The sequence below is a fragment of the Aeromonas sp. R6-2 genome, assembly GCF_040908155.1.
GTDB lineage: Bacteria > Pseudomonadota > Gammaproteobacteria > Enterobacterales > Aeromonadaceae > Aeromonas > Aeromonas schubertii.
Map to the genome: position 1 here is coordinate 1 of NZ_JBFODE010000008.1, position 25,110 is coordinate 25,110.

The window sequence follows — 25,110 nt, forward strand, 5'->3', positions numbered from 1 at the left end:
GCCGAGCAGTTCCAGGTGAGCGTGAGCGAGACCAGTGGCGGTGGCTACGAGAAAGCGCCGGCGCTGCCGGGTGCGGTGACCACCACCATCACCGATGAGCCGCAGGGCGAGGGGGATTCTGTATTCGCCCAAATTGAAGTAGACAAGTCACATGTGGCCGAAGGTGGCCAGCTGACCTACACCGTGAGCCTGGTCGACAAGGACGGCCATGCCGTGACCCTGCCGGCAGGCAAAGAAGTGACGCTGAACCTGGCTTGGAGCGGTGCGGCGGCCAATGATGGCGACACCAGCGGTCGCCCGGCCAGTGTGACTATCGGTGCTAATGGCAAGGCTGAGTTCACCGTTACGACAGTCAACGACACGATTTATGAAGGCGATGAGCCGTTAACTGTGTCAATCAGCGGTGTGAAAACCAACACCGGGTTTGAAGCAATCGAGATTAACCCCACGAAAGGTAGTGCCGAGTCAATCATCACCGATATGGCCGATCTGCCGAAGGTGAGTGGCGTGGTGGGCGACAGCGTGGCGGAAGGCAATGCCAACACCTTCAGCGTGAGCCTGTCCAACGCCAGCACCAGTGCCACCACCGTCAACCTGACCCTGGCGGGCGGCACGGCGGAGAAGGGCGTCGACTTCACCGGCAGCACGGTGACCGTGATCATCGGTGGCGTGAGCCAGAGCGTGGCGGTGGCCGCCGATGGCAGCTTCAGCGTCAGCGTGCCGGCGGGGACCACCGGCTTTGCGGTCAAGGTCGATACCCTCAATGACACCACCTACGAAGGCAACGAGCAGTACAGCCTGACGGCGGGCACCAGCGGCACGCCGGCCGTGACCGGCACCGCCACCATCACCGATATGGCGGATCTGCCGAAGGTGAGCGGCGTGGTGGGCGACAGCGTGGCGGAAGGCAATGCCAACACCTTCAGCGTGAGCCTGTCCAACGCCAGCACCAGCGCCACCACCGTCAACCTGACCCTGGCGGGCGGTACGGCCGAGAAGGGGGTGGACTTCACCGGCACCACGGTGACCGTGGTCATCGGTGGCGTGAGCCAGAGCGTCGCGGTGGCGGCCGATGGCAGCTTCAGCGTCAGCGTGCCGGCGGGGACCACCGGCTTTGCGGTCAAGGTCAGTACCATCGATGATACCCAGCAGGAAACTTCGGAACGCTACAACCTGACTGCTACGGCTAATGGTTATGGCACGACCGGTACTGCCACCATCATCGACAACGATGCTCCTCCTACTGTGGTGATCAATAAACCTGCGGTGGTGTCCGAAGAGGGGCTGGCTAACGGGTTGCCTGATACCGCAGGTAATACTGATACCACCAATGCGACCGTCGCCAGCGGCACTATTACTGTGGGGGATGCCGATAGCAGTAGCGTGACGGTCAGCCTCACTGGTCCAGTCGGGCTCAAGTCCGGCGGGCTGGATGTGAAGTGGAACTGGGATGCATCAGGCAAGGTGTTGACCGGGTATACCGGTACCTTGGGTGGTACGGACTATAAGGCTGTGCTTGATGTCAAACTGACCGCACCTGCAGGAAGTACCAAAGGCGATTGGGGTTATGACGTAACTCTGAAAGGTGCTCTCGATCACCCGGTGACGGGTACCGAGGACTCGCTGAGCTTCAACGTCGGAGTTTCTGTTTCTGATGGACAGAGCACTACGGTTGGTTCGCTGCCTATCACTGTTGAGGATGATGCGCCGATTGCCGGTGACAGTGCCGCTGTCTCCGTGGTTAACACCCATATTCCGGATGTTTTGACCGGTAAATTCAGCCTGACTGGATATTCCGGTGACAAGTCGGAGATCGATGCTGGTCGTTTCACCATTACGGCCAAGGGGTTCGAATCTGCCACCTCCTCCAAGTTGATCGATGCCTCTGTCAATGGCTCGCCGGATGGCCTCGGGGTCAAGAGCGTAGGGGCGCCTTATCATAACCTGTCGAATGAAGTGGATTTCCGCAAGTTTGCCGATGGTTCCAGTGCCTCCGAGCAGCTGGTCTTCAAGCTCGATGCCGGGACGGTAGCCTATGGTGCCAAGCTCGAGTTCAGCAAGATCTATGGGGGTGAGCTTGAGAGCGGCGTGGTGGAGTTCTGGCGTGGCGGCGATCTGGTGGCGACCCAGACCTTTAGCTCCAACGCTCAAAGTGGCGACTATGCTGCCAACTTCCAGGTGCAGCAGGGTGGCTTTGATACCATGGTGGTCAGGGCTACTGATAACGGTAACTCCTTCAGTATCAAAGACAACAGTGACTTCACCATTAAGTCGATTGAATTCCTGGGTTCCTCGACTCCTCAGGCGATCGCCTATGGCTCCGGTTCGGTCAATCCCCAGTGGGGGGCGGACGGTAAAGGAGCGCTCGAGCTGGTGTCCGGTGAGAGTGGTCTCAGAACGGCCAGCGGTTCCTTGATTACCCTGATGGCCGATGGGGCAAATACCCTGCTCGGTAAGGATGCTGCCGGCCATCTTGTCTTCAAGATGGAGTTCACCCCGGCCACCGGCCAGTGGGAGTTCTTCCAGTATGAACAGATGCAGCGCCCGGTTGGGGATGGGGATATCGACTTTGTCTTCAGAGCCGTAGATAAGGATGGCGATGCCTCTTTGGGCAGCTTCGCGGTCAACCCGCTGAGCGCTCCCTCAATCGCGTCCGTCTCCGATGCATCGGCGACCGAAGGGGTCGCTTTGGCTCACAGCGTTACGCTGACATCCGCGACCACTGTCGCGACCGAATACAGCTTCTCGATGGTGGGCAGTGGTGCAGCCCCGACCTCTGCAGGAGATATGGGGACCCCCAGCTTCAGCAATGGGGTCAGTTACAACAGTCAAACAGGCAAGATTGTCGTGCCTGCCGGTGTCTCTGGCTTCACCGTTTCTATTCCTGCCGTTGACGATCGCCTCGTCGAGTCGGATGAGACGCTCCGACTCACCATTGGTGGGGTGAGTGGTTCTGGGGTAGTACACGATAATGATGCGGCTCCGACCCTGTCGATCACTGGACAGGTTCAACTCTCCGAGGAGGGGCTGAGCGGTGCTCTGCCCGACAATCAGGGCAATCCGGATACCACCAATGGCATCATTGCATCTGGCAAACTGATCGTCGGAGATGTCGATAGCAATCAAGTCAATGTCACACTTGCCGGTCCCGTCGGACTGACATCGGGTGGCAGTGCGATTACCTGGAGCATGTCTGGGCAGACACTGCTGGGCAGTGCCAATGGTAAACCAGTACTTGAGGTCAAGCTCACACCGCCCAATGCCACGGGTAAGGGAGAGTGGAGCTATCAGGTGACCCTCAAGGGGCCGGTCGATCATTCGGTGGCAGGGCAGGAAGATACCCTTCGCTTCGATCTGGATGTGAGAGTCTCCGATGGCCAGTCGGTGACCACAGGCAAGCTTCCGATCACCATTGAGGACGACAGTCCCGTGGTGGTGACACCTCAGGCCGGGCATATCGAGGGTTCCGGTATTCAGAGCAACCTGATGCTGATTGTGGATGTGTCTGGCTCTATGAAGGATCCCTCTGGCGTACCCGGCAAGACGAGACTGGATATTGCCAAGGAGTCACTCATTTCCCTGCTCAATACCTATGACAGTCTGGGTAGCACCAAGGTGCGCATCGTGACGTTCAGCAGTGGAGCAGATGACATCGGTGAGCGCTGGATGACGGTGACTGAGGCCAAGGCCCATATCTGGTCCTTGAGTGCAGATGGGGGTACCAACTACAAGGATGCCATCAACGAGAGTATCGATGCATTTGCCGACCAGGGTAAATTGACGGGGCAGGGGGTGCAGAATGTCAGTTATTTCTTCTCTGACGGAGAACCATGGACCGGCTATGGTGTCCCCGAGAGCACTTGGCTGAACTTCCTCAAGGCAAATGACATCAAGAGCTACTCGCTGGGTATGGGGTCTGGGATTAATCAAAATGCGCAGACCGCGCTCAACCTGGCTGCCTATGATGGCGTATCCGAGCAGAACACTGATGCCATTGTTGTGACCGATATGAGCAAGCTGGATCAGGTGATCAGCGGCACGGTACAGCGCTCCGTCAGCGGCGATCTCTTTGGTCAGGCTGGAACGGGGGCCGGTGCCGATGGCGGGGCCATCAGCTCGGTGCGTGTCGATGGCCACGTTTATACCATCGAGAATGGACGTCTTGTCAGCGGTGCCGATCAGGGGGGCAGCTATTATGCCCAGCATCAACAACTGCAGATCACTCTGGATAATGGTGACAAGCTGACCGTCGGGTTGGTAACCGGTGAGTATCTCTACCAGACCCAGCAGCATGGTGCCCAGACCAAGAATATTGGCTTCGATCTGCTCGATGCCGATGGTGACAAGGCCACGGGTAACCTGAACCTGGTGATCGAGCCGTCAGATAACGGCAGGACGTTCGCCGGGCAGGATGGAGACGATCACCTCACCGTCCTCGATGCCAGCCGAGTGCATGTCGCCCTTGGTGGAGTGCTGGGCAGCGGCCCTCAGGAGATGACCGAAGTCAATGTCGATACCCGTGCCGGTGTGACCCTGTACGGTGGCAAGGGGAATGATCATCTGACCGGTGGTGCGGGCGACGATACCCTGATCGGTGGTACCAATGGGCATGGAACGTCGGGGGCGGCACCTGGCGGCAGTGGCAAGCTCTATTACGGGGATCTGCTGACCGGTGGCGATGGTGCCGATACCTTCCTCTGGAAGCAGGGAGATGCTCTCGAGCAGGGGGCTGTCGGCAATAATACGCCTCCCCATGCCATCGACTACATCACCGACTTCCATGTGGAGCATGGTAATGAGTGGCAGCAAAGCAGCAATGGATGGAATACCTTCCGAAGTGTTGATATTGCCGACTCCGACAAGCTGGATCTCTCCGATATGCTGGATCACAGCGGTAGCAAGTTGGAGAGTGATCTTGGCAAGCTGCTCTCGGCCTTTGAGGCCACCGATGGCGTGCATCTGCAGGTAAAAGCGTCGGAAGGAAGCAGCGTGATCAGCCAGGAGATCGTTCTGCTGGGCCACTCTTTCGAGACGATCACTGGAGACAGTAACGGCAAGGTATCCGGTGGTAGTGAGTGGGCCTCCCAACAGGTGATCAACTACCTGTTGCAGAACCATCTGCTCGATATCGACAAGTAAGTTGTCATCAGCAATACAAGGCGGCGGGATTATCCCGCCGCTTTTTTATGGTGCAGAGGCGCGAAGAGGACAATAAAAAAGAGGAGCCATGGCTCCTCTCTTCGTTTCACCGGCTCACTCAGACGAGTTTGACGTTCTCGGCCTGGGGGCCCTTCTTGCCCTGGGTCACGGTGAACTGGACCTTCTGACCTTCAGCCAGGGTCTTGAAACCGTCGGACTGGATGGAGGAGAAGTGAACGAAAACGTCCGGGCCCTGAGCCTGCTCGATAAAGCCGAAGCCCTTGGTTTCGTTGAACCATTTAACCTGGCCGGTGCGAATATCAGACATGTGTCAATCCTATCAATAACAGAGGTACACAGACCCAACGTGAGGGTCAACAGATCGAAGGAGCAGGCGCCTGTCTTGGTGGCAAGCAACAAATCCCTGTTCCAAGCGGGATCGATTCTACGAGGGGGGAATGACAAGTCAAAGACGGGATTACGGTTTTATGAGCAAGCTTAAAATATTGAAAGAATGGGGAGGTGCCGCCTCCCCATCCGGGGATCAGGGGTTGCCAATCTCTTTTTGTATGAACCCTTCGTTTTCGCGTACATAGCGATAGATGGGCTCTCCTTTATCGCGGATCTCGACCCGCTGGATCCGGCGGTCGGCGTCGAGCAGCACATAGACGGATTTACCCGCCTGCAGGCGCGTCAGGGGACGATCCGGCCCCTCGATGGCGACCAGGCGGCTGAGCTCGGCGCCCGGCAGCTGGAATTTGCGGAAAACGGCAAACAGGGTCTCCCCGGCATCGACCTCATGGGTGAGCCAGTTCCATCCGGCCGGCAGCTTCTCGACCGCCTTGGGCTTGGGCTGGATGGGTTGACCGCTGGCCGTCTGCTGGGCCTGAACCGGTACGGCGATGGGGACCGCCAGCGAGCCGGAGGGGGCGCTCTGCACCGGCAGCTCGTCGCTCGGTTGCCAGGCCAGGAGCAGCAGCCAGAGGGGCACTAACAGCGCCAGGGCTATGGTGTGACGGCGCGGGAGCCTGCCTGTGACGATGAGGCGTTTCTTCCCGTCATCCCCGGCAGAGCGCTTGGGGCGAGCCGCATCGGTGCGAGCGCCGGCATTCGCCCGCGCCTCTTTCCACTCCTGGATTTTGAGCTGGACACGTTGGAGCAGGTTGCTGTCGGGTTGGCGCCCTGCTCTGGCACGGCGATGTTGGCCACGGGGACGACGATCCGGAGTCGGCACAGGGTTTTCCTCTTACTGCATTGCCTCCACAGGCAAATTCGGCGCCTATGGTAAACGGACTCGCCCCCGAGGGGGAGAGTCCGCAAGAGGAAAATTACTTATTTGAGGCGGAACTGACCGAGCAGACGCTGCAGTTGATTGGCTGCCTCGCGCAGTGCCTGGCTGGCCTGGGCCGTCTGGGTGGCATCCTGGGCGATCTCGGTGGCCAGGGTATTGGTCTTGGAGAGGTTGCCAGAGACGGTTTCGGAGACGGTGCTCTGCTCCTCGGCCGCAGACGCTATCTGATAGGTCATGTCGTTGATGGTCGAGATGGCCTGGTAGATGGCCCCCAATGCCTCCTCGGCCTGATCGGCCTCACCGACCGCCTGATGAGTCAATTGTTGACTCAGGCTGATGGCCTGCACCGCATTGTCGGAGCTCTGGCGGATCTTCTCGATCAGCTCCTGAGTGTTTTGCACCGCCTGCTGGGTGTTGCCGGCCAGCTTGCGCACCTCGTCGGCGACCACGGCGAAGCCACGGCCTTGCTCGCCGGCCCGCGCGGCCTCGATGGCGGCGTTGAGGGCCAGCAGATTGGTCTGATCGGCGATCCCCTGAATAACGGTGAGTATGCTGGTGATCTGCTCGCTGTCCTTGGCCAGGCTGTCGACCACCTCTGCTCCTCGGCCGGCTTCATCGGCGACCTTGTGCATCGACTTGATCATCTGCTGGAAGCGGCTCTTGCCCTGATCGGCCGCCTGCTGGGCCTGCTTGGCCGAGTTGGCGGTGTTGTTGGCATGGGTGGCCACCTCCTGGCTCACATAGGACATCTCCTGTACCGCGGTGAGCATCTGATCCATCTCGGCCTGATGATGCTGCAAGTTGTTGTCGGTACGGGCGGCTATCTGATCGGTCTCACCGGCGTGACGGTTGACCTGTCCTGCGGTCGTCAATACGTCTCCCAGCAGGTGCTGCAACTTGTCGATGAAGCGGTTGATTCCCTTGGAGAGGGCCCCCAGCTCATCGACGGAGCGGGTGGTGAGACGCTTGGTGAGATCCCCTTCGCCATCGGCGATGTCATCGACCAGGGTCACCATCTGGCGGATTGGGCCTGTGATGGCGCGGGCGATCATGACCATGGTCAACAGAGCCAATACCAGAACGACCAAGGCGCCGATCAGTTGCTGAGTCACGGCGGCGCGGTTCATGTCGGTGAGCTGGCCCTCCAGTTGGTCGGCCCGCTCGAGCACCACGCTATAGGGCAGGGTGACTATGATGGCCCAGTTGCGAGCCAGACCGGGTACGGCGATAGGGACCGAGATACGGAAGGCGCCGTCGAGTTCCTGGCGTTGCACCTCCGGCTTGAGGTAGTGGCTCCACTGCTCACCCAGCAGGCTCTTGGCATGCTGACCCAGGACGCTGTCGTTGCCACTGGTGCCCGTGATAACGCCGGCGGCACTGACGATCAGGGTTTCCCCCTTGCCGTCGTAAATGTTGGCGTTCAGGCTCTTGGCCTGCTGACTGATGGCGCCCACCTCGAGATCGACGGCGACGATGCCGCGAAAGCGCCCGTCAGCCATGATGGGGGTCGTAATGGTGCTCACCATTACCTTCTGGCCGTTAATATCGACCTGGAACGGATCGATGAGGCAGGAGCGCCCCTCCCGCTGCGGGCAGGCATAGTAGTCATTGGCCGGGTTCCCAAACTCATCGGTGTCCCCCTTCTCGATGGAGAGCAGCAGATCGCTGCCGATGGTGTTGCCCTCCTTGTAGTAGTAGGGGACGAAGCGGCCCTGGGCATCGCTGCCGGACTCTCCCTGGCCTGCAAAGCTGGCGTCCTGCCCGTCGAAACCGTTTGGGGCAAAGCCGGCGAAGCTGCCATAGAGGGAGGTGTCGAGCATCAGCTGGGCGTGGAGCAACTTGATCGCCTCGGCGCGGCTGATGGCCAGTTTCCCCTCCTGCTGCAGGGCAAAGGTGCCGGCGAGAGACTGGGTGTAGGAGAGGCTCTTTTGCAGCAACTGGGTGATCACTGCCGCCTCGGCACGGGCGTTGGCCGTGACTTTCTGCCAGGCCTCCTCCTGCAGAGCATGACGGCTGGAGTCGACCGTCAATTGCTGGGTCTGGCGACCCGAGTATTGGTTGAGGAGGATGAGCAGGGACAGGGCGACGGTCATGGCGACCCCCGCCATGACCAGGATCCGGGTCTGGATGGAGCGGAACTGCATTGTCATGTTCCTTATGAGGCTGATTTGTTATGTTTATCGACCGCTGCAGCAGGATCTGGAGCGGTTCGGGCAAGGAATGAGTAGCTAATCCCAATTTTCATCCCGATTTTGGGATCATTTTCAAACTTCTTGGTTTACAAGGTCTTTATCCGAATCATGGCGCCCTTTTCCCATCTGGCGGCAGGGGTGCTAAAATGCCGCCGTTTTTACGGCGAATCGGCCCTCGACCGGGCCCACACACAAGGCTTAACCATGAAAGTCAAAACCCGCTTTGCTCCCAGCCCGACCGGCTTCCTGCACGTCGGCGGTGCCCGTACCGCGCTCTACTCCTGGCTGTTTGCCAAGAATCAGGGTGGTGAATTCGTGCTGCGTATCGAGGATACCGATCTGGAACGTTCCACCCAGGAGGCCATCGACGCCATCATCGAGGGCATGGCGTGGCTGGGGCTGGGCTGGGACGAGGGTCCCTACTACCAGACCAAGCGTTTTGACCGCTACAACGCCCTGATCGACGAGATGCTGGCCGACGGCCGCGCCTACAAGTGCTACTGCTCCAAGGAGCGCCTGGAAGCCCTGCGTGAAGGCCAGATGGCCAGCGGCGAGAAGCCGCGCTACGACGGCAAGTGCCGTGATGGTGCCCACGATCACCCGGCCGACGCCCCCCACGTGATCCGCTTCCGTAATCCGACCGAGGGCTCTGTGGTGTTCGACGACCACGTGCGCGGCCGCATCGAGTTCGCCAACACCGAGCTCGACGATCTCATCATCCGCCGTACCGACGGCGCCCCCACCTATAACTTCTGCGTGGTGGTGGACGACTGGGACATGGAGATCACCCACGTGGTGCGTGGTGAAGACCACATCAACAATACCCCGCGCCAGATCAACATCTACAAGGCCCTGAACGCCCCCGTGCCGGAATTTGCCCACGTCTCCATGATCCTGGGTGACGATGGCGCCAAGCTCTCCAAGCGCCACGGCGCCGTCTCCGTCATGCAGTATCGCGATGACGGCTACCTGCCGGAGGCCCTGCTGAACTACCTGGTGCGTCTGGGTTGGTCCCATGGGGATCAGGAGATCTTCACCCTGGACGAGATGATCAAGCTGTTTAGCCTGGATGCCATCTCCAAGTCGGCCTCGGCGTTTAACACCGACAAACTGCTGTGGCTCAACAATCACTACATGCGCACCCTGGATCCGGCCTATGTGGCCAAGCACCTGGCCTGGCACATGGCCGATCAGCAGATCGACACCGCCAATGGCCCCGAGCTGACCGCTGTCATCACCTTGCTGGCCGAGCGCTGCAACACCCTGCGCGAGTTGGCCGCCCAGAGCCGCTACTTCTTCGAGGAGTATGAGGCCATCGACGAGGCTGCCGCCAAGAAGCACCTGCGCGGTGTTGCCGCCGAGCCCCTGGCCCTGGCCAGGCAGAAGCTGGCTGCTCTGGAGAGCTGGACCACCGAGTCCCTGCACCAGGTGATCGAGGCCACTGCCACCGAGTTGGGGCAGGGGATGGGCAAGGTTGGCATGCCGCTGCGTGTGGCCGTGACCGGTCTGGGCCAGTCACCCTCCATCGATGCCGTCATGGCTCTGGTGGGCAAGGAGCGCGTGCTGGGTCGCATCGATCGCGCCCTGGCGTACATCACCGAGCGCATGGCCGCCGAATAAACTGCCCTTGTGCGACGAGAACGGGCCCCGTGATGGGGTCCGTTTTTTTTTGTATCGCGGAAACGAAGAAAGCCAGTCATGGGACTGGCTTTCTGGTCACTCAGAGGGAATTACATGCTCTGGGTGAAGGTGCGGGTGATGACGTCGCGCTGCTGCTCCGGGGTCAGGGCATTGAAGCGAACGGCATAACCGGATACACGGATGGTCAGCTGGGGGTACTTCTCCGGATGCTCGACGGCATCTTCCAGCGTCTCGCGGCTCAGCACGTTGACGTTCAGGTGCTGGCCACCTTCGACCTGGGGAGCGGCTTGAATGGCGACTTCGCGGTATTCGAACTTGCCCAGCTCGGCAACCTTGACCTGCTGATCGGCGGTGAAGGCGTCACCCTTTACGCAGATGCAACGAGCTTCCTGGTTGGCTTCGTCCAGCAGCCAGAAAGAGTTCAGCAGTGCGGCGTTGTCGGCGTGGGTGATTTGGATGCCCTTGATCATGGTACGACTCCTGTTGAGAGCGGATGGATTGTAAGGAAGTTACCCACGATCATGGAAAAGGGGCTGCCGCCTTACACCTTTAATTCGTCGAAGGCATATATACCATGGTGGTAATAGTACGAAAATTGATTTAAATCAAAAAATATCCATTTAGCCCCGCTTGTTTCAATATAAACAATTGAGCGCAATCAATAAAATGTGATTTTTAATGTGCTGTTAAGGTGTCTTTGTAATATATCAAATGATGCTTAATGTTGTAAATAAACTACAAGTTTTCGTGTATTTCCCGGTAGTAACCTGCTGTGCCTCTGCCGTGAATGATGGGTAAATGGGCTAGGCTTCCATAGGGTACTGGTGCTGGAGGCAGGCATGAAGATCGGGTGGTGGGCGGCGCTCATGCTGCTCTGGTTCCAGTGGGTACAGGGGCAGGAGGTGCGCATCGCGGTGGGAGAGTGGCCGCCCTATGTCGGTGCCGAATTACCCCGACAGGGATTTCTCTGCGAGTTGGTGAAAGAGGCCTTTCATGAGGTAGGAATCGAGGCTAGCTTCCACTTCTTTCCCTGGCAGCGAGCCTACAAGTTGACCCTGGCCGGCGAGTTCGAGGCCACTATGCCCTGGTTCCGCTCAGCCCAGAGGGAACAAGCTTTCTACTATTCACTGCCTCTGGGGCACTTCACGACCCGGCTCTTCGCATTGGCGGATCGCCCCCTGCCCGGGTTGCGCTCCTTGCAGGGCTACAAGGTGGGTGGCACCCGGGGTTACTACTATGGTGAGATGTTTGCGTCCCTGCAGAACGAGCTGGAGATGGAGTGGTCCATGAGCGATGAGCAGACTCTGGGCAAGCTGCTACTCGGACGCACCGATGTCATGGTGATGGATGAGCAGGTGGTCCTCGCCCTGCTTAAGGAGAAGGGGATCCCCAGAACGCGGTTGCACTCCCACTCCGAGCCCGTATGGTCTGAGGAGGGGGTCTTGTTGATCCCGCGCCGGTTACCCAATGCCGACGCCCTGGTGAATAAACTCAATGTAGGCCTTGGCCGGTTGCACGATAGCGGGCGTTTTGCCCGTTACTGGCAGCCGCAACCGTGAGTTGCACCCACCGACACCAGGGCCTATTCTGGGCCCTTTCGTCGATGATGTGAGGGTTAGCAAGGTGCAAAGCTGGAGTGATGTGCTCGGGGCCGAGAAAGAGCAGGAGTATTTCAGGCAGACCATGGCCACGGTGCGGGCCGAGCGCGAGTCGGGCAAGATCGTCTATCCCCCGGCCGCCGATGTTTTCAATGCCTTCAAGTTCACCGAGCTGGGCGATATCAAGGTGGTGATTTTGGGTCAGGATCCTTACCACGGCCCCAACCAGGCGCACGGCCTCTGTTTCTCCGTCCAGCACGGGGTACGTATACCGCCCTCCCTCGTCAACATCTATAAGGAGATGGAGCGGGATCTGCCCGGCTTCACGGCCCCTGCTCACGGTTATCTCGAGAGCTGGGCACGCCAGGGGGTATTGCTGCTCAATACCGTCCTCACGGTACAGGCCGGTATGGCGCATTCCCATGCTCATCTCGGCTGGGAGACTTTCACCGACCGGGTCATCGAGGTGATCAATGCCTCCCGTGAAGGGGTCGTGTTCCTGCTGTGGGGAGCCCATGCCCAGAAGAAGGGGCGCATCATCGACAGAGGGCGCCACCATGTACTGACGGCGCCTCATCCCAGCCCCCTCTCGGCCCACCGGGGTTTTATCGGCTGCGGCCACTTTTCAGAGACCAATCGCCTGCTCGAGAGTGCCGGTTTGGCCCCCATCGATTGGACTTCCGTCTGCCGATAGATTGACCGGATTCAAAGATGGTTCATTTATTGCGCATATAATACGGGTAAAAGACTCCCTTTCATGTTCAGCGCAAGGAGTGCCGCCATGTTGTCCAGTCTGCATCAGGAACACATCAATATTGCCAAGTTGCTGGCCCTGCTCAAACGCAAGCTGCTGGCGATCCGGGCCGAGGAGAAGGTGAGTTATCACCTGATCCGCGATGTGGTCGATTATCTGGGTGAGGTTGCCGACAAGCGCCACCACCCCAAGGAAGACATGATCTACGACTACTACCTCAGATACCGGGTGGTCGACGGGGATGTGGGTAACCGCTTGCATGAGGAGCACCAGAAGCTGGTTGAGAGTGGTCGTGAACTCAAGGAAATGGTGGAGATGATCCTCCTCGATGCGGTGATCCCGCTGGATCAATTTACCGCCAAGCTGGAGCAGTTCATCACCCTGCAAGAGAATCACATGAACTACGAGGAGAAGGTTGTCTTCCCTCTGCTGCGGGAATCCCTGACCGAGGATGACTGGCGCAGTCTCGAACAGAGTTGGCTGGTCCATGCCCAGGCCGATCCCCTGTTTGGGCCTGAGGTGGCGCAGCATTTTCGCGATCTGGCCGAGCGACTGGCCCTGCATTGAGGCGCACATAAAGCAGAGACCCCGCCGAAGCGGGGTCTCTCTTTTAGAGGCTTAGAAGTCGATATCGTCGCGCGCACCATCATAGGCGATGTCGATGGACTGCAGCTCCTTTTGCAGGCGATGCTTGTCTTTCAGCGCTTCGATCTCTCTCCATTTCCTTTTTTTTCCCGTGCCCCGGCTGCGTGAACCGGGTTCAACAACATCTTCAAAATCGAAGTCGAACCTTTCCATGGTCACCTCCTGGATTTGTTGTAGTTGTCACCATCGATATATCACAACCACTCATAAATTAAAACGTTTGCGTGACAGGCCGGTGACAACCATAAAAAAGGGCAGCCGATGGCTGCCCTTGGACCCGAATGGCCTATCAGAGTTTGCTGGCCAACATGGCTTCCAGCTTGCCCTGATCGACGGCGAACAGGCGGATGCCCTCGGCCAGTTTCTCGACGGCCATGGCATCCTGGTTCAGCTCCCAGCGGAACTCGGTCTCGCTCATGGGGGTCGGCTTGGGTTGCTGTTCACCCTTGAACTCCAGCTTGCGCACCACGGCCCCTTCACTCTTGCTCAGCTCTTCCAGCAGTGCCGGGCCAATGGTCAGGCGGTCACAGCCGGCCAGCTCGAGGATCTCGCCGGTGTTGCGGAAGCTCGCACCCATTACCACTGTGTGGTAGCCGTGCTGCTTGTAGTAGTCGTAGATGGCGGTGACGGAGACCACGCCCGGATCTTCGGAAGCGGTGTAGTCACGGTTGTGCTTGGCCTTGTACCAGTCGAGGATACGGCCCACAAACGGAGAGATAAGGAATACACCGGCTTCGGCACAGGCGCGGGCCTGGGCGAAGGAGAAAAGCAGGGTCAGGTTGCACTGGATGCCCTCTTTCTCCAGCACCTCGGCGGCGCGGATCCCTTCCCAGGTGGAGGCCAGCTTGATCAGGATACGATCGTTGCTGATACCGGCTTCGTTGTAGAGACGCATCAGCTTGCGCGCTTTGGCGATGCTGCCCTCGGTGTCGAAGGAGAGGCGAGCGTCCACTTCAGTGGAGATGCGGCCCGGGACGATCTTCAGGATCTCGAGACCGATGTTGACGGCCAGTTTGTCACCGGCGTCGATGATCTGCTGGGCTTGGTCACTGCTTTGAGCCTTGGCCCAGGTGATGGCATCTTCGATCAGCGGTGCGTATTCGGGAATTTCGGAGGCCTTCAGCACCAGAGAGGGATTGGTGGTGGCGTCGATGGGCTGGTAGCGTTTGATGGCTTCGATGTCGCCGGTGTCGGCAACCACAGTGGTCAGGGCTTTCAGCTGGGTGAGTTTGTCGGCCATAGCAGTGTCTATCTCTCTGTGTCGGGGGCATGCCCGGGTGGTGCGTCCGATTGCCTGAAAGTTAATTACAGCAGGCCCTCGTCAAAACGCGAAATTCGGTGCGCCGGCAGGGGCTGGCGGCAGCGCCTGCCTACTTAATACCTCCCGCCCCACTACTGCAAGGGGGGCGATTGTTGATGCTTTGACCTGCGGGGGGCAAGGTTGGGTTGATATCGCTCTATCCAATTGATAAATAATGACAAAGTGCCTACCACCCCACTTCCAGCTCGGGAGGGATAAAAATCTTATTTTTCACTCTTAATCAAGTTGTGTGAACTCGATCACCACAAAGGTAATGAAAAGATCTTGAAATTTTCCTACATATAAACGTTTTGATGTTTTCACCCCGTTTGCGATGCCCTGTGGCGAAACGGTTTTCTGGCCACAGGATCAGGAAAAAATGCGGTAAAAGTGGAGCCAAAGGCGCTCAGCCGCGACAAAAAACCGGTGTCATTGGACAATAATTCGGCTTTTTTTCGTGAAATTGGCGGGGGAGGCTAGGTCATCTGCCCCCCCTGTGCTAGATTCCGGCCCTTTAGAAATTGCTCAAGCATGGGCAAGACAGACAGGATAAGACGGGGCTACGGCTACTGTCTTGGATGTTAATTAGAACGAGAATCTTATGGATACACTGATTGCACTGCTCAATGATCTGCTCTGGGGAGCGGTTCTCATCTACCTCCTCATCGGGGTCGGCATCTTCTTTACTGTTCGGCTCGGCTTCATTCAGGTTCGCCACTTTGGCCACATGTTCTCTGTGCTAAAGAACAGCCGCAAATCGGATCAGGCGGGGATCTCCTCCTTCCAGGCCCTCTGTACCAGCCTGGCTGCCCGGGTCGGTACCGGTAACCTGGCCGGCGTGGCCGTAGCCATCTACCTAGGTGGCCCCGGCGCCATCTTCTGGATGTGGCTGATCGCCTTCATCGGCATGGCGACCGCCTTTGCCGAGAGCGCCCTGGCCCAGCTCTACAAGGTCAAGGACGAGGATGGCAACTACCGCGGTGGTCCGGCCTACTACATGGAGAAGGGTCTCGGCATGCGCTGGATGGGGGTGGTGTTCTCCCTCTGCCTGTTGCTCGCCTTTGGTCTGGTCTTCAATGCGGTTCAGGCCAACTCCATCAGTCAGGCCATGAACGTGGCATTTGGTATTCCTGACTGGGTCAGCGGCGTCGCCCTGATGGCCCTGGCTGGCCTCATTATCTTCGGCGGGATCCGCGGTATCGCACGCTTTGCCGAGATGGTGGTGCCCTTTATGGCGTTGGCCTACATCGCCATGGCCCTGGTCATCGTCATGATGAACATCACCGAGCTGCCGGGGGTGTTTGCCCTTATCTTCAAGTCGGCGTTCGGCATCGAACAGGCGGGCTCAGGCGCCCTGGGTTACGCCATCTCCCAGGCGATGATCAACGGCATCAAGCGTGGCCTCTTCTCCAACGAAGCGGGCATGGGCTCTGCTCCCAACGCGGCGGCCACCGCCACTCCCTATCCGCCGCACCCGGCCTCTCAGGGCTATGTGCAGATGCTGGGGGTGTTCATGGATACCCTGGTCATCTGTACCTGTACCGCCTCTATTATCCTGCTCTCCGGCCAGTTTGAGCCGGGTTCCGGGATCACCGGTGTCGAGTTGACCCAGCGGGCGCTCTCCTCCCAGGTCGGCAGCTGGGGCAACATCTTTATCGCGGCGGCCATCTTCTTCTTCGCCTTCACCTCCATAGTGGCGAACTACTCCTATGCCGAGACCAACCTCATCTTCCTCGAGCACAACCACAAGGCCGGCCTGCTGCTGTTCCGTCTGGTGGTGCTGGCGATGGTGATGTTTGGCTCCGTGGGTGAGCTGCCCACCGTCTGGGCCATGGCGGATGTCTCCATGGGGCTGATGGCGATTGTCAACCTGATCGCCATCCTGCTGCTCTCGGGCGTGGCGATCAAGCTGGCCAAGGATTACAACGATCAGCTCAAGCTGGGCAAGGTGCCCACCTTCGATGCCAACAAGTATCCCGAGATCCGCAGTCAGCTGGAGCCGGGGATCTGGGACAATCCCAAGTCCTGAGGCTATCGCCTGATGTGATAGAGAGGGGAGCCGTTGGCTCCCCTTTTTCATGGGCGACGTTCGGCCCAACGCTGCAGAAAGTCGAGCAGACCGGGTGGTGAGTAGGCCAGGTTGCAGCGCAGGAAGGGGGTGGCTGGCTGGCCCTGGCGAAACTGGCTGCCCGGGGCGAGCAGGAAACCGGCGGCGAGGGCATCCCCGGCGCATTGGGCTGCGTCCTGATGCCCCGGGGGGAGGCGGACCCAGGAGAAGAGGCCGCCAGCGGGGGGGCAGAAGCTTTGCCAGCCAATGCGCTCCAGGCCTCGCTCCCAACGCTCTGCCGCACTCTGAAGGCGGCCGCGCAGGCGGCTCAGCTCCCGCTCCCGCTCGGGCTCACCCAGCATGCGCAGGACCAGACGCTCACTCAACCCGGAGGAGGCGATGGCATTAAGAGCCTTGAGACGCATCAGGCGATCGACCCGCTCCGGGGTGCCGAGCAGGTAGCCGACCCGCAGGCCCGGTGCCAGGGTCTTGGCAAAACTGCCGATGTAGATGACGCGCTCCAGGCCGGCGAGGGCTGCCAGGGTGGGGCCCCCCTCGCGTACCAGGGGGGCGCCCACGTCGTCCTCGACGATAAGGCAGTCGTGGGCCTCGGCCAACTGCAGCACCCGAAAGGCGGTGGCCGCCGAGTAGCTGGCGCCGGTCGGGTTGTGCAGTCTGGGATTGGTGAAGAAGAGGCGCGGGCGATGCGCTTTGAGCAGGGTGGCGAGCTGCTGACAATCCGGCCCCTGTGCCGTCCAGGGGACGCCGACCACCCGCATGCCGCTCAGCTCGAGCAGAGCGATCAAGTTGCAGTAACCCGGATCATCGACCAGCACCGTCTCCCCGGTCCTGAGCTCTCCCTGGACCACCAGCGCCAGCGCCTGGCTTGCCCCCTGGGTCAGCAATACACCTTCGGGCGCGAGGGCGACGCCCTGCTCCCCGTGCTGTAGCCACAATCGCTGGCGCAGAGGCTGCCAGCCGGCGCTCTCTTCATAGTGACCTCCACAGTCGGGCTCTTTGGCCAGTTGGCGCATCGCCTTCTGCAGCAGTGCGTTGGGGTACCAGTCGGGGGGCAGCCAGCCGGCTCCGGGCTGAATGAGCTCGGGGGAGGGGGTGATGCGATGGTCGGTCAACCAGCGGGGTCCGGGAGTCGGGGGAGGAGGAAAGGGGGTATTCTGCTCGTCGCGCGCCACATAGTAGCCATCACCGGGACGGGCCAGCAGGGCTCCGCTCTGGGCCAGACGACCATAGGCATCGGCCACGGTAAAGGTGCTGATCCCGAGCTGGCTGGCGAGCTGCCGTACCGAGGGCAGGCGGCTGGCCGGCAGCAGGCGATGATCGCGGATCCCCTGCTCGATGGCATGCATCAGTTGTCGCACCAGGGTACCGTGGCGGGGATCCAGAGTGAGTGGGGGCATCCGTATAGCACCTCGGGCCTGTACAGTGTGATGGTGTGTTAATGGATTGTATATGTTTTGTGGCCGTGTGATGCAATAGCCTGATGCTTCCAAGGATGAGGAGACAGACCATGAAACTTGTGACATTGATGCTGGGTTCTCTGCTGGTGAGCGGCGCCGTGCAGGCGACCGAGCCCGTGCTTCGTATCGCCACTGACGGCACCTTCCCCCCCTACAGCATGGTCAAGCCGGATGGCTCCCTGGCCGGCTTCGACGTGGACATCGCCAACGCCCTCTGCAGCGAGATGAAGGCGAAGTGCAAGATAGTGCAGTACGACTTTGACGGCATGATCCCGGCCCTCAAGGCGCGCAAGTTTGACGCCATCGTCGCCTCCATGGCCATCACGGAGGAGCGCAAGAAGGCGGTGGCCTTCAGCGACAAATATGAGGGGGGCTACTCCAGCTTCATGGGGCCCAAGGGAACGACCCTGAGCGGTGAGCCGGATGCCATGAAGGGGCAGAAAATCGGTGTTCAGATGGGATCGATCCAGGAGAACTATGCCCGCGATATCTATGGCAAGGCGGGGGCCTCGGTGGTCACCTATGGCTCACCGGAGCAGGCCTGGCTCGATCTGCAGGCGGGGCGCCTCAACGCCATCGTGGTCGAGATAGGGGTGGGGGTGGAGTTCAAGAAGCGGGAGGGGGCGGCCGGTTTCGACTTCTTTGGCCCGCGCATGGATGACCCCGACTACTTCGGGGTGGGCTCGGGAATTGCCGTGCGCCATCAGGATGAGGCCCTGCTCGCCCGCATCAACGGCGCTCTCAAGACCATCCTGGCCAATGGCACCTACAAGCAGATCAACGACAAATATTTCGACTACGACCAGTACGAGTAAGGCACGGGATGAAGCAGATCAAGATGGCATTGCCAGCCCCGGTCGGCGCCAGCCGTTATGAGCTGGTTGCCTGGGAGTTTGGCGAGAGTGGGCCGCTGGCCTATCTGCAGGCCGGCCTGCATGCAGATGAGTTACCCGGCGTGCTGGTGCTGCACCGTCTCAGGGAGGCGCTGTCCCGCCTGGAGCGGGAAGGGGCCCTGCGTGGGCGCATCCGCCTGCTGCCTTTGGCCAACCCCATCGGCATCAGCCAGCGCCTGCTCGGGCGCCATGAGGGGCGCTTCGAGCTGGGCAGTGGTCGCAACTTCAACCGTGGCTACCCCCTGCTGGTCCGCGCCGGTGAGCGCTGTGAGAGCCTGGATGAGGCGCGCGCTCTGTTGCTGGAGCGACTGGCCGGGCTGCAGGGGCGCTCCGAGCTGGAGCGCTTGCAGCAACAGCTGTTTGGCTGGGCGCTGGAGGCCGATCTGGTGCTGGATCTTCACTGCGACGGAGAGGCACTGGTGCACCTCTACGGCAATACCCGCCAGCAGGAGGCGCTGGAGGCGGTGGGGCGGCGGCTGGCTGCCGGGGCGATCCTGATCGCCGGGGAGGCCGGCGGCATGTCCTTTGACGATGCACTGTTGCAAAACTGGTATCCCCTGTGCGAAGGAGCCGGCTGGCCGGTGCCGTTGGCGGTGACGGTGGAGCTGAGGGGGCAGCGGGATCTGGCCCCCGAGCTGACGGCGCAAGATTGCGAGCGACTGCTCGATCTGCTGACCGAGCGAGGGTGGTTGGTGCGTCCCCTCACCACGGTGCCGGGGGATCCGCTGACGGCCACCCCCCTGGCCGGGGTTGAGGGGGTCGTCGCCCCCGTGGGGGGGATCGTTCACTATCTGGTCGCTCCCGGCCAGTCGGTCGAGGCAGGCCAGCCCCTGGCCGAGCTGGAAGATCCCGCCAGCGGCGAGCGCAGCACCCTCCAGGCCGGAGTGAGTGGCCTCTGCTATGCCAGAGTGCCCGGCCCTCTGGTGGTTGCAGGGGAGGAGGTGATCTTTATCGCCGGGCTCACCCCTCTGCGTCAGGGGGAACTGCTGGGCCTCTAGTGGCGGCCGACCAACCACGGAGGATCTGCCGAAGCCTGCGCCTCAGGGCGCGGGCTGCTTTTGCTTGCTGGCTCTTCGAGAGGGGGGCGTAGTGCAGACGGCGATGCAGCCAGGCACACCGACGCAGGGGAAGGCTCAGTATGGGTAACTGGCGTGCCATCCGCTCGCACCAGAGAGGCAGTGACTCTCCGGCCTGCGGTGCCAGCCCTCGCTGTGTGGCACGCCGCAGCAGCGGGCGCCAGGGGCGCGCCACCCCGGGCTCCTCCTCTCTGAGTAACCACAGCAGGGGCAGGGCGCAGAGGAGAAGCCCCCCCAGGATCAACCAGGGGAGGTGGCGACGCAGGGAGGGCCAGGGGGCGGTCAGTCGTTGCCAGAGGGTGCTGGCATCGTAGTTGAGGACCCAGCGGCTCCAGTGGTAGTCGATGCTGGCCCACCACAGCCGCAGCGGCGTCAGCCAGGCCAATTGCCGATAGCGCAGTGGCGAGAGTAGTCCCTCTGCGCTCGTCTCGCCCTCGCCCAGGCGCTCAGCGACCACCACGGCAGTGGGGTCGAGGCGCTGCCATCTGCCCCTCTGGTCCAGGTATTCCACCCAGGCGTGAGCATCGTATTGATAGATCGTCAGATATCCCCCCTGCGGGTTCCACTCTCCCCCCTGATACCCACTCACCAGCCGGGCCGGTACTCCGGCCGCACGCAGCAAGAAGGCCGCCGCCGAGGCATAGTGGACACAAAGCCCGAGCCGTTGGCCAAACAGGAACTCATCGACGGGATCTGCCCCCAGCAGAGGTGGGGTCAGGGTATAGCTGAACCCCTCCCTGGCAAACAGAGAGAGGAGTCGGCGGACCAAGGCGTCCGGGCTCTCTCCTCGCCACTGACGGGCCAGCGCGCGAGACTTGGGATTCCCCTGCGCCGGCAGTTGCAGGTTGCGCTGGCGGGTCTGCTCGTCGGCGCGGCCCCGCTCCCCGCGGGCGACCCGGTAACCGATACGCTGGCTGCCATCATCGAGGCGATAGAGGGTGTCTGCCGGGCTGAGCTGCACGGGTCCCGAGCGTGGCATCGGGTGCTCCAGCGCCGGTAGCCAGCGCAGCCGCTGGGGCTCGGCGATGATCTCGTACTCCCCTTGGCCGGGGGGACCTGAGATCGTTTCTGCGACCGGTTGGGGCCACTGCTTGCGGCGCCAGGCCTGCAAGGCCGGCGTCGGCTGCCAGGCGCGCCCGTCGAACCACTCCTGACGCAGCACGGGAAAGTAGCGCTCGGCTGGCAGGGGCAGGCCCCCATCGAAGGTGACCCGAAAGGCGAGCTCCCCGGAGCGCAGCAGGGTGCTGATCGCCCCCGGCTCCACTTTTTCGTCGAGGCCGCTTCTGGCCACATGGCTCTGGGGTACCTGCCACAGGGGAGGAAGCCGTGGCAGCAGCAGGAACAGCCCGACCTGCAGGGGAAGGGCCAGCAAGAGGGCGAGCAGGGCCGGCCGATGGGGGGCGCGTCCCTCTGGCCAGCTGGCGAGCACCAGAGCGGTGATCCCCAGCAGGTAGACGGCGCCGAGCAGCAGCGCCCAGGGCAGGCTCTGGCGCTCGATAAGGGAGAGGGCGATCAGAAAGAAGAGCACCACCAGCAAGGGCTCCATGTCCCGCTCGCGGGAGAGCTCCAGAAATTTCAGGCCATAACCCAGGCAGAGCAGGTTGATGAGGGTGGCGAGCAGGCCGCTCCCCCTGGCCTCCAGGAGTAGCAGTGCCAGTGACGACAGGGTGAGCAGCAGCCGCAGGGGGCGCCCCGGCATGGGCCAGGCGCGCCACAGGGTCACTCCCCGCCACCCCTGGCAGGCGAGGATCGCGATCACTACCCAGCCGTGCAGATAGGGCCAGAGAGCCAGCAGCAGAGGCAGTTGCAGCAGCAAGGCCAGTAGCCAGAGGCGTCGACTCTCCAGCATCAGGGGGCTCCGTAGCGGGCCAGCGCCCAGCGACACTCCCGCAGGAAGGTGGGCGAGGCGTCTGGCCCCAGGGGGGTATCGAGGCGCAGGGTGTAGGGTTGGCCCTCATGGCAGAGGTGTTGACACCACCAGGCCAGGGTGGCGAGGCGCAGCTCCAGGTCGCCTCTGGCCCGTGCCAGGGTGAGGCTGTCGGGCTCACCGCCCCCTTCGCAGAAGCGCTTGCTGAGGAGCCCTCGCCCTCGGGCCAGCTGGTGCCAGGCGATGCGGCTCTGGGGTTCCCCTCTCTGGTAGGGGCGCAGCTCGTGAAAGTCGCCGATGGGGGCGGGGCGTATCTGTGGGCCCACTTGTTCACCATCCCCCTCGGGCTCTCGCAGGGGGGCCGCCAGGGGGGCAGGGGCGAGCCAGAGGGCCAGCTCCAGATCGAGCAGACTCCAGCAGCGAAACAGCCCCATCGGATAGCGGCTCTCGATACGCAGGCGCGCCAGAGGGAGGCGACCGCGCCGGGTACCACTCAGTGCCAGGGTGAGGGTCTGTACCCCGCTGTGGCTCTCGGCCAGCTGGAGCCGGCTCTCATTGAGGGTGAAGGTCAGGGCCCGGGCCTGACCGCAGAGAGTGAACGGAAGCGGGGTTGGGCTGCCCACCTCGCCGAGCTGGGGGGGCGAGCCGGCCAGGCGCAGGCCGCTTAAGTTGCGGTGGGTGAGCAGCATGGCAACCAGCAGCAGGCTGCCCAGGCCGTAGGCGAGCAACAGGACCAGATTGCTCTGGTAGTTGGCGCCGAGCAGGAAGATGGCCAGCAGGGTGAGTAGAAACAGCCAGCCGAGCCGGGTGGGGAGAATAAAGAGGTTGTGTCGTCCCAGGGTGATCTGGCGCGCCGGCGGGATACGCCGCGCCAGCCACTTCTGTTGCCATTGCAGCCAGGGTTTCATGGCCGCTCCGGGTCGACCCGCTCCAGCAGGCGCTGGCTCAAGGGGCTGCTCTCCCCCTGCTGCAGCCCGAAGCTGCCGCGCAGGCGGTGTTCGGCCACATAGGGAAAGACGGCGCGCACATCGTCGGGGGTGACGAAGCGGCGACCGGCGACGAAGGCCCAGGCCCGGCTCACCGTCAGCAGGGTCTGGGCGGCTCGTGGGGAGAGGGGTTGGGGCAGCTCGGGATCGAGTCGGCTCTGGGCGACCAGGGAGAGCAGGTACTCCAGGGTATTGTCGGCCACGTGCAGTCGAGCCACCTCCTGCTGCATGCCCTGCAGTTCGGTGGCGTTCAGCAGGGGGGCTGGGAGGGGGGCCTGTTCGCCCCTGAGCAGGGCGCGCTCGGCATCCCGCGCCGGAAAGCCCAGCGAGAGGCGCACCGCGAAGCGATCGAGCTGGGATTCGGGTAAGGGATAGGTACCCGCCTGATCCGCCGGGTTCTGGGTGGCGATGACGAAGAAGGGGGCAGGCAGGGGATGGCTGTGGCCATCCACGCTCAGGCTGGTCTCGCTCATGGCCTCCAGCAGGGCGCTCTGCACCTTGGGGCTGGCCCGGTTGATCTCGTCGGCCAGCAGCACCTGGCTGAAGAGGGGGCCGGGATGAAAGCGAAAGTGCTGCTCCGAGGGGTCGAAGATGGAGACCCCGATGAGATCCGCCGGCAGCAGATCGGCGGTGAACTGGACCCGGCGATAGTCGAGCCCGAGGGCGTGAGCCAGCGCATGGGCCAATGTGGTCTTGCCCATGCCCGGGAGATCCTCGATCAGCAGATGGCCCCTTGCCAACAGGGTCACCAGGGCGATGCGGATCTGCAGGGGTTTGCCCAGTATTACCCTCTCCAGGGTGGCCAGCAGTGACTCCAGCAAGGTTGCCTCCTTTTTCCCGCGTTCCGAGTTGAGCTTAGCCTCTGGGCACGCACGGGAGTTATTGTGGTATCACACAATAAAGGGCCGGCCTTCGGTAGAATGGGGCGGAATGGATAACAGGGGCAAGCATGAGCGTGTTTAGACGGATGTGGCTGATGACGGCGACCCTGCTGCTGGTGGCGATCTACGAGTGGGGGCCCCAGCGGGCGCTGATCATCGCACCCGCTGGCGGTTGGCTGGTCTCCACCCTGGACGATCGTCCGGCAGGTGGGGATTCGGTGGCGCGTCTGGAGGCGGGTCACATCATGGAGTGCGAACTGAGCCTCACCTATCGCTGGCCTTACTGCGAACTGCTCATCACCCTGGCGGCGCCCGAGCAGGGGCTCGATCTCTCCGGCTATGAGACCATGCGGATCAAGTTGCAGGCGAAGGGGGCCGACGATCTGCCCTGGCGTATCTACCTGCGTAACTACCATCCGGCCTACTCCCGATCGGACGATCCCGTCTCCCACAAGATCAACTCGATTCTGCTCGATCTGCAGGCCTATCCGGGGGAGGTGGAGATCCCCCTCTCCCTCTTCACCCCTGCCACCTGGTGGCTCACCGACTATGAGATCCCCCTGTTGCAACAGGGGCGCGATCTCAGCCGGGTCTTTGCCATCGAGATAGCGACCGGCTCGGGAGCACCGGCGGGCCACTATCGCCTCAAGGTGGAGTCCCTCAGCTTCCATGGCCCCTGGCTACCTGCCTCCACCTTCTATCGTGGGCTGATGGTGCTCTGGTTCTTCTCCCTGTTGGCCATGCTGACGATGGATTACAGCGGCATGCGTCGACGCCTGGCCCGGGCCAGCGAGCGGGAGCGTCTCTCACGCCAGCGCAACCGTGAGCTGGAGCAGGTCTGTCGTCTGGCGAGTGACGAGGCGCGGTACGATCGCCTCACCGGTGCCGCCAGTCGCAGTCAGGGTGAGCAACTGCTCGCCGAATGGCGCGAGGGGAGCCTCATCTTTATCGACCTCGATCACTTCAAGGGGATCAATGACAGCCACGGGCATGCAGTGGGGGATGAAGTGCTCAAAACCCTGGTCAGCGAGCTCGGTTACTGTCTGGAGGAGGGAGTCACCCTCTGTCGTTGGGGTGGGGAGGAGTTCGTGGTGTTGGCCCCCTTGCGTCCGCTCTCCTGGGGAGAGGCCCTCGCCGAGCGGATGCGCCGGGTCGTCGCTACCTCATCCCAGTGGCCTCTGGGTCTCAGGGTTACGGCATCGTTTGGCGTCGCCGAATGTGGTCCACAGGAGCCGGTGGAGGAGGCCCTCAAGCGCGCCGATCGGGCGCTCTATCGGGCCAAGGATGGGGGGCGAAACCGGGTGGAAGTGGATACCCTGTGA

At 61.5% G+C, this 25,110-nt stretch carries 19 protein-coding genes; 9 read left to right on the forward strand and 10 right to left on the reverse strand.

Annotated features, from left to right (window positions below):
- Nucleotides 1-21: 21 nt before the first annotated feature.
- A complete protein-coding gene (locus AB5Y48_RS01885; RefSeq protein ID WP_368163616.1) occupies nucleotides 22-5,139 on the forward strand; it encodes a Calx-beta domain-containing protein in 5,118 nt (1,705 codons plus the stop codon).
- A gap of 118 nt (nucleotides 5,140-5,257) precedes the next feature.
- Here the strand turns inward: AB5Y48_RS01885 and AB5Y48_RS01890 are convergent, their stop codons facing one another.
- The 3 genes from AB5Y48_RS01890 to AB5Y48_RS01900 all read right to left on the reverse strand — a co-directional run bounded on the left by AB5Y48_RS01890 (nucleotide 5,258) and on the right by AB5Y48_RS01900 (nucleotide 8,574).
- The gene (locus AB5Y48_RS01890; protein ID WP_050668080.1) at nucleotides 5,258-5,467 is read right to left on the reverse strand and encodes a cold-shock protein; all 210 of its coding nucleotides are present in this window, start codon (nucleotides 5,465-5,467) and stop codon (nucleotides 5,258-5,260) included.
- A 216-nt stretch (nucleotides 5,468-5,683) separates the two neighbouring features.
- Nucleotides 5,684-6,373: a LysM-like peptidoglycan-binding domain-containing protein gene (locus AB5Y48_RS01895; RefSeq protein ID WP_060584127.1), complete on the reverse strand. Its 690-nt coding sequence runs from the start codon at nucleotides 6,371-6,373 to the stop codon at nucleotides 5,684-5,686.
- Nucleotides 6,374-6,471: 98 nt separating this feature from the next.
- Complete coding sequence (locus AB5Y48_RS01900; RefSeq protein ID WP_368163618.1) at nucleotides 6,472-8,574, reverse strand: methyl-accepting chemotaxis protein; 2,103 nt, start codon at nucleotides 8,572-8,574, stop codon at nucleotides 6,472-6,474.
- Nucleotides 8,575-8,826: 252 nt separating this feature from the next.
- On the opposite strand from AB5Y48_RS01900, the gene gltX reads away from it, so the two are divergent.
- Nucleotides 8,827-10,242 (forward strand): glutamate--tRNA ligase, encoded by a 1,416-nt coding sequence (gene gltX / locus AB5Y48_RS01905; RefSeq protein WP_224160548.1) that lies wholly within the window; start codon nucleotides 8,827-8,829, stop codon nucleotides 10,240-10,242.
- Nucleotides 10,243-10,352: 110 nt separating this feature from the next.
- On the opposite strand, the gene grcA is transcribed toward gltX, so the two are convergent.
- A complete protein-coding gene (gene grcA / locus AB5Y48_RS01910) occupies nucleotides 10,353-10,733 on the reverse strand; it encodes an autonomous glycyl radical cofactor GrcA (RefSeq protein ID WP_050668084.1) in 381 nt (126 codons plus the stop codon).
- A 369-nt stretch (nucleotides 10,734-11,102) separates the two neighbouring features.
- Between grcA and AB5Y48_RS01915 the strand changes: the two genes are divergently transcribed.
- The 3 genes from AB5Y48_RS01915 (at nucleotide 11,103) to AB5Y48_RS01925 (ending at nucleotide 13,182) form a co-directional block, all read left to right on the forward strand.
- The gene (locus tag AB5Y48_RS01915) at nucleotides 11,103-11,822 is read left to right on the forward strand and encodes an ABC transporter substrate-binding protein (protein ID WP_060584136.1); all 720 of its coding nucleotides are present in this window, start codon (nucleotides 11,103-11,105) and stop codon (nucleotides 11,820-11,822) included.
- 64 nt (nucleotides 11,823-11,886) lie between these two features.
- On the forward strand, nucleotides 11,887-12,555 hold the full coding sequence (gene ung, locus AB5Y48_RS01920; RefSeq protein ID WP_050668086.1) for a uracil-DNA glycosylase: 669 nt from the start codon (nucleotides 11,887-11,889) through the stop codon (nucleotides 12,553-12,555).
- A gap of 87 nt (nucleotides 12,556-12,642) precedes the next feature.
- Nucleotides 12,643-13,182, forward strand: coding sequence for a hemerythrin domain-containing protein (locus tag AB5Y48_RS01925; protein WP_050668087.1), 540 nt, complete (start codon nucleotides 12,643-12,645; stop codon nucleotides 13,180-13,182).
- A 51-nt stretch (nucleotides 13,183-13,233) separates the two neighbouring features.
- Here AB5Y48_RS01925 and AB5Y48_RS01930 read toward each other — a convergent pair whose 3' ends face one another.
- The gene (locus AB5Y48_RS01930) at nucleotides 13,234-13,413 is read right to left on the reverse strand and encodes a DUF3545 family protein (RefSeq protein ID WP_050668088.1); all 180 of its coding nucleotides are present in this window, start codon (nucleotides 13,411-13,413) and stop codon (nucleotides 13,234-13,236) included.
- A gap of 136 nt (nucleotides 13,414-13,549) precedes the next feature.
- On the reverse strand, nucleotides 13,550-14,500 hold the full coding sequence (gene tal, locus AB5Y48_RS01935; RefSeq protein ID WP_050668089.1) for a transaldolase: 951 nt from the start codon (nucleotides 14,498-14,500) through the stop codon (nucleotides 13,550-13,552).
- Between the two features lie 661 nt (nucleotides 14,501-15,161).
- Between tal and AB5Y48_RS01940 the strand changes: the two genes are divergently transcribed.
- Nucleotides 15,162-16,589: a sodium:alanine symporter family protein gene (locus AB5Y48_RS01940; protein ID WP_136612871.1), complete on the forward strand. Its 1,428-nt coding sequence runs from the start codon at nucleotides 15,162-15,164 to the stop codon at nucleotides 16,587-16,589.
- Between the two features lie 47 nt (nucleotides 16,590-16,636).
- Here the strand turns inward: AB5Y48_RS01940 and AB5Y48_RS01945 are convergent, their stop codons facing one another.
- Nucleotides 16,637-18,025, reverse strand: coding sequence for a PLP-dependent aminotransferase family protein (locus AB5Y48_RS01945; protein WP_368163620.1), 1,389 nt, complete (start codon nucleotides 18,023-18,025; stop codon nucleotides 16,637-16,639).
- A 110-nt stretch (nucleotides 18,026-18,135) separates the two neighbouring features.
- Here AB5Y48_RS01945 and AB5Y48_RS01950 point away from each other — a divergent pair, with 110 nt between their 5' ends.
- Both AB5Y48_RS01950 and AB5Y48_RS01955 read left to right on the forward strand, forming a co-directional pair.
- Nucleotides 18,136-18,900 (forward strand): transporter substrate-binding domain-containing protein, encoded by a 765-nt coding sequence (locus AB5Y48_RS01950; RefSeq protein WP_060584147.1) that lies wholly within the window; start codon nucleotides 18,136-18,138, stop codon nucleotides 18,898-18,900.
- Between the two features lie 8 nt (nucleotides 18,901-18,908).
- Complete coding sequence (locus AB5Y48_RS01955) at nucleotides 18,909-19,976, forward strand: succinylglutamate desuccinylase/aspartoacylase family protein (protein ID WP_368163622.1); 1,068 nt, start codon at nucleotides 18,909-18,911, stop codon at nucleotides 19,974-19,976.
- Here the strand turns inward: AB5Y48_RS01955 and AB5Y48_RS01960 are convergent.
- Genes AB5Y48_RS01960 through AB5Y48_RS01970 form a run of 3 tightly spaced genes read right to left on the reverse strand, consistent with a single transcriptional unit; the run spans nucleotide 19,939 to nucleotide 23,728 of the window.
- Nucleotides 19,939-21,906 carry a transglutaminaseTgpA domain-containing protein gene (locus AB5Y48_RS01960; RefSeq protein ID WP_368163633.1) on the reverse strand — a complete coding sequence of 656 codons (1,968 nt, stop codon included), beginning with the start codon at nucleotides 21,904-21,906 and terminating at the stop codon, nucleotides 19,939-19,941. The genes AB5Y48_RS01955 and AB5Y48_RS01960 overlap by 38 nt on opposite strands.
- Nucleotides 21,903-22,829 (reverse strand): DUF58 domain-containing protein, encoded by a 927-nt coding sequence (locus tag AB5Y48_RS01965; protein WP_060584151.1) that lies wholly within the window; start codon nucleotides 22,827-22,829, stop codon nucleotides 21,903-21,905. The genes AB5Y48_RS01960 and AB5Y48_RS01965 overlap by 4 nt, the downstream gene beginning before the upstream one ends.
- Entirely contained in the window at nucleotides 22,826-23,728 is a 903-nt protein-coding gene (locus AB5Y48_RS01970; RefSeq protein ID WP_368163623.1) for an AAA family ATPase, read from the reverse strand. The genes AB5Y48_RS01965 and AB5Y48_RS01970 overlap by 4 nt, the downstream gene beginning before the upstream one ends.
- Before the next feature lie 128 nt (nucleotides 23,729-23,856).
- Between AB5Y48_RS01970 and AB5Y48_RS01975 the strand changes: the two genes are divergently transcribed.
- Nucleotides 23,857-25,110, forward strand: a complete 1,254-nt coding sequence (locus tag AB5Y48_RS01975) for a diguanylate cyclase (protein WP_368163624.1) — start codon at nucleotides 23,857-23,859, stop codon at nucleotides 25,108-25,110.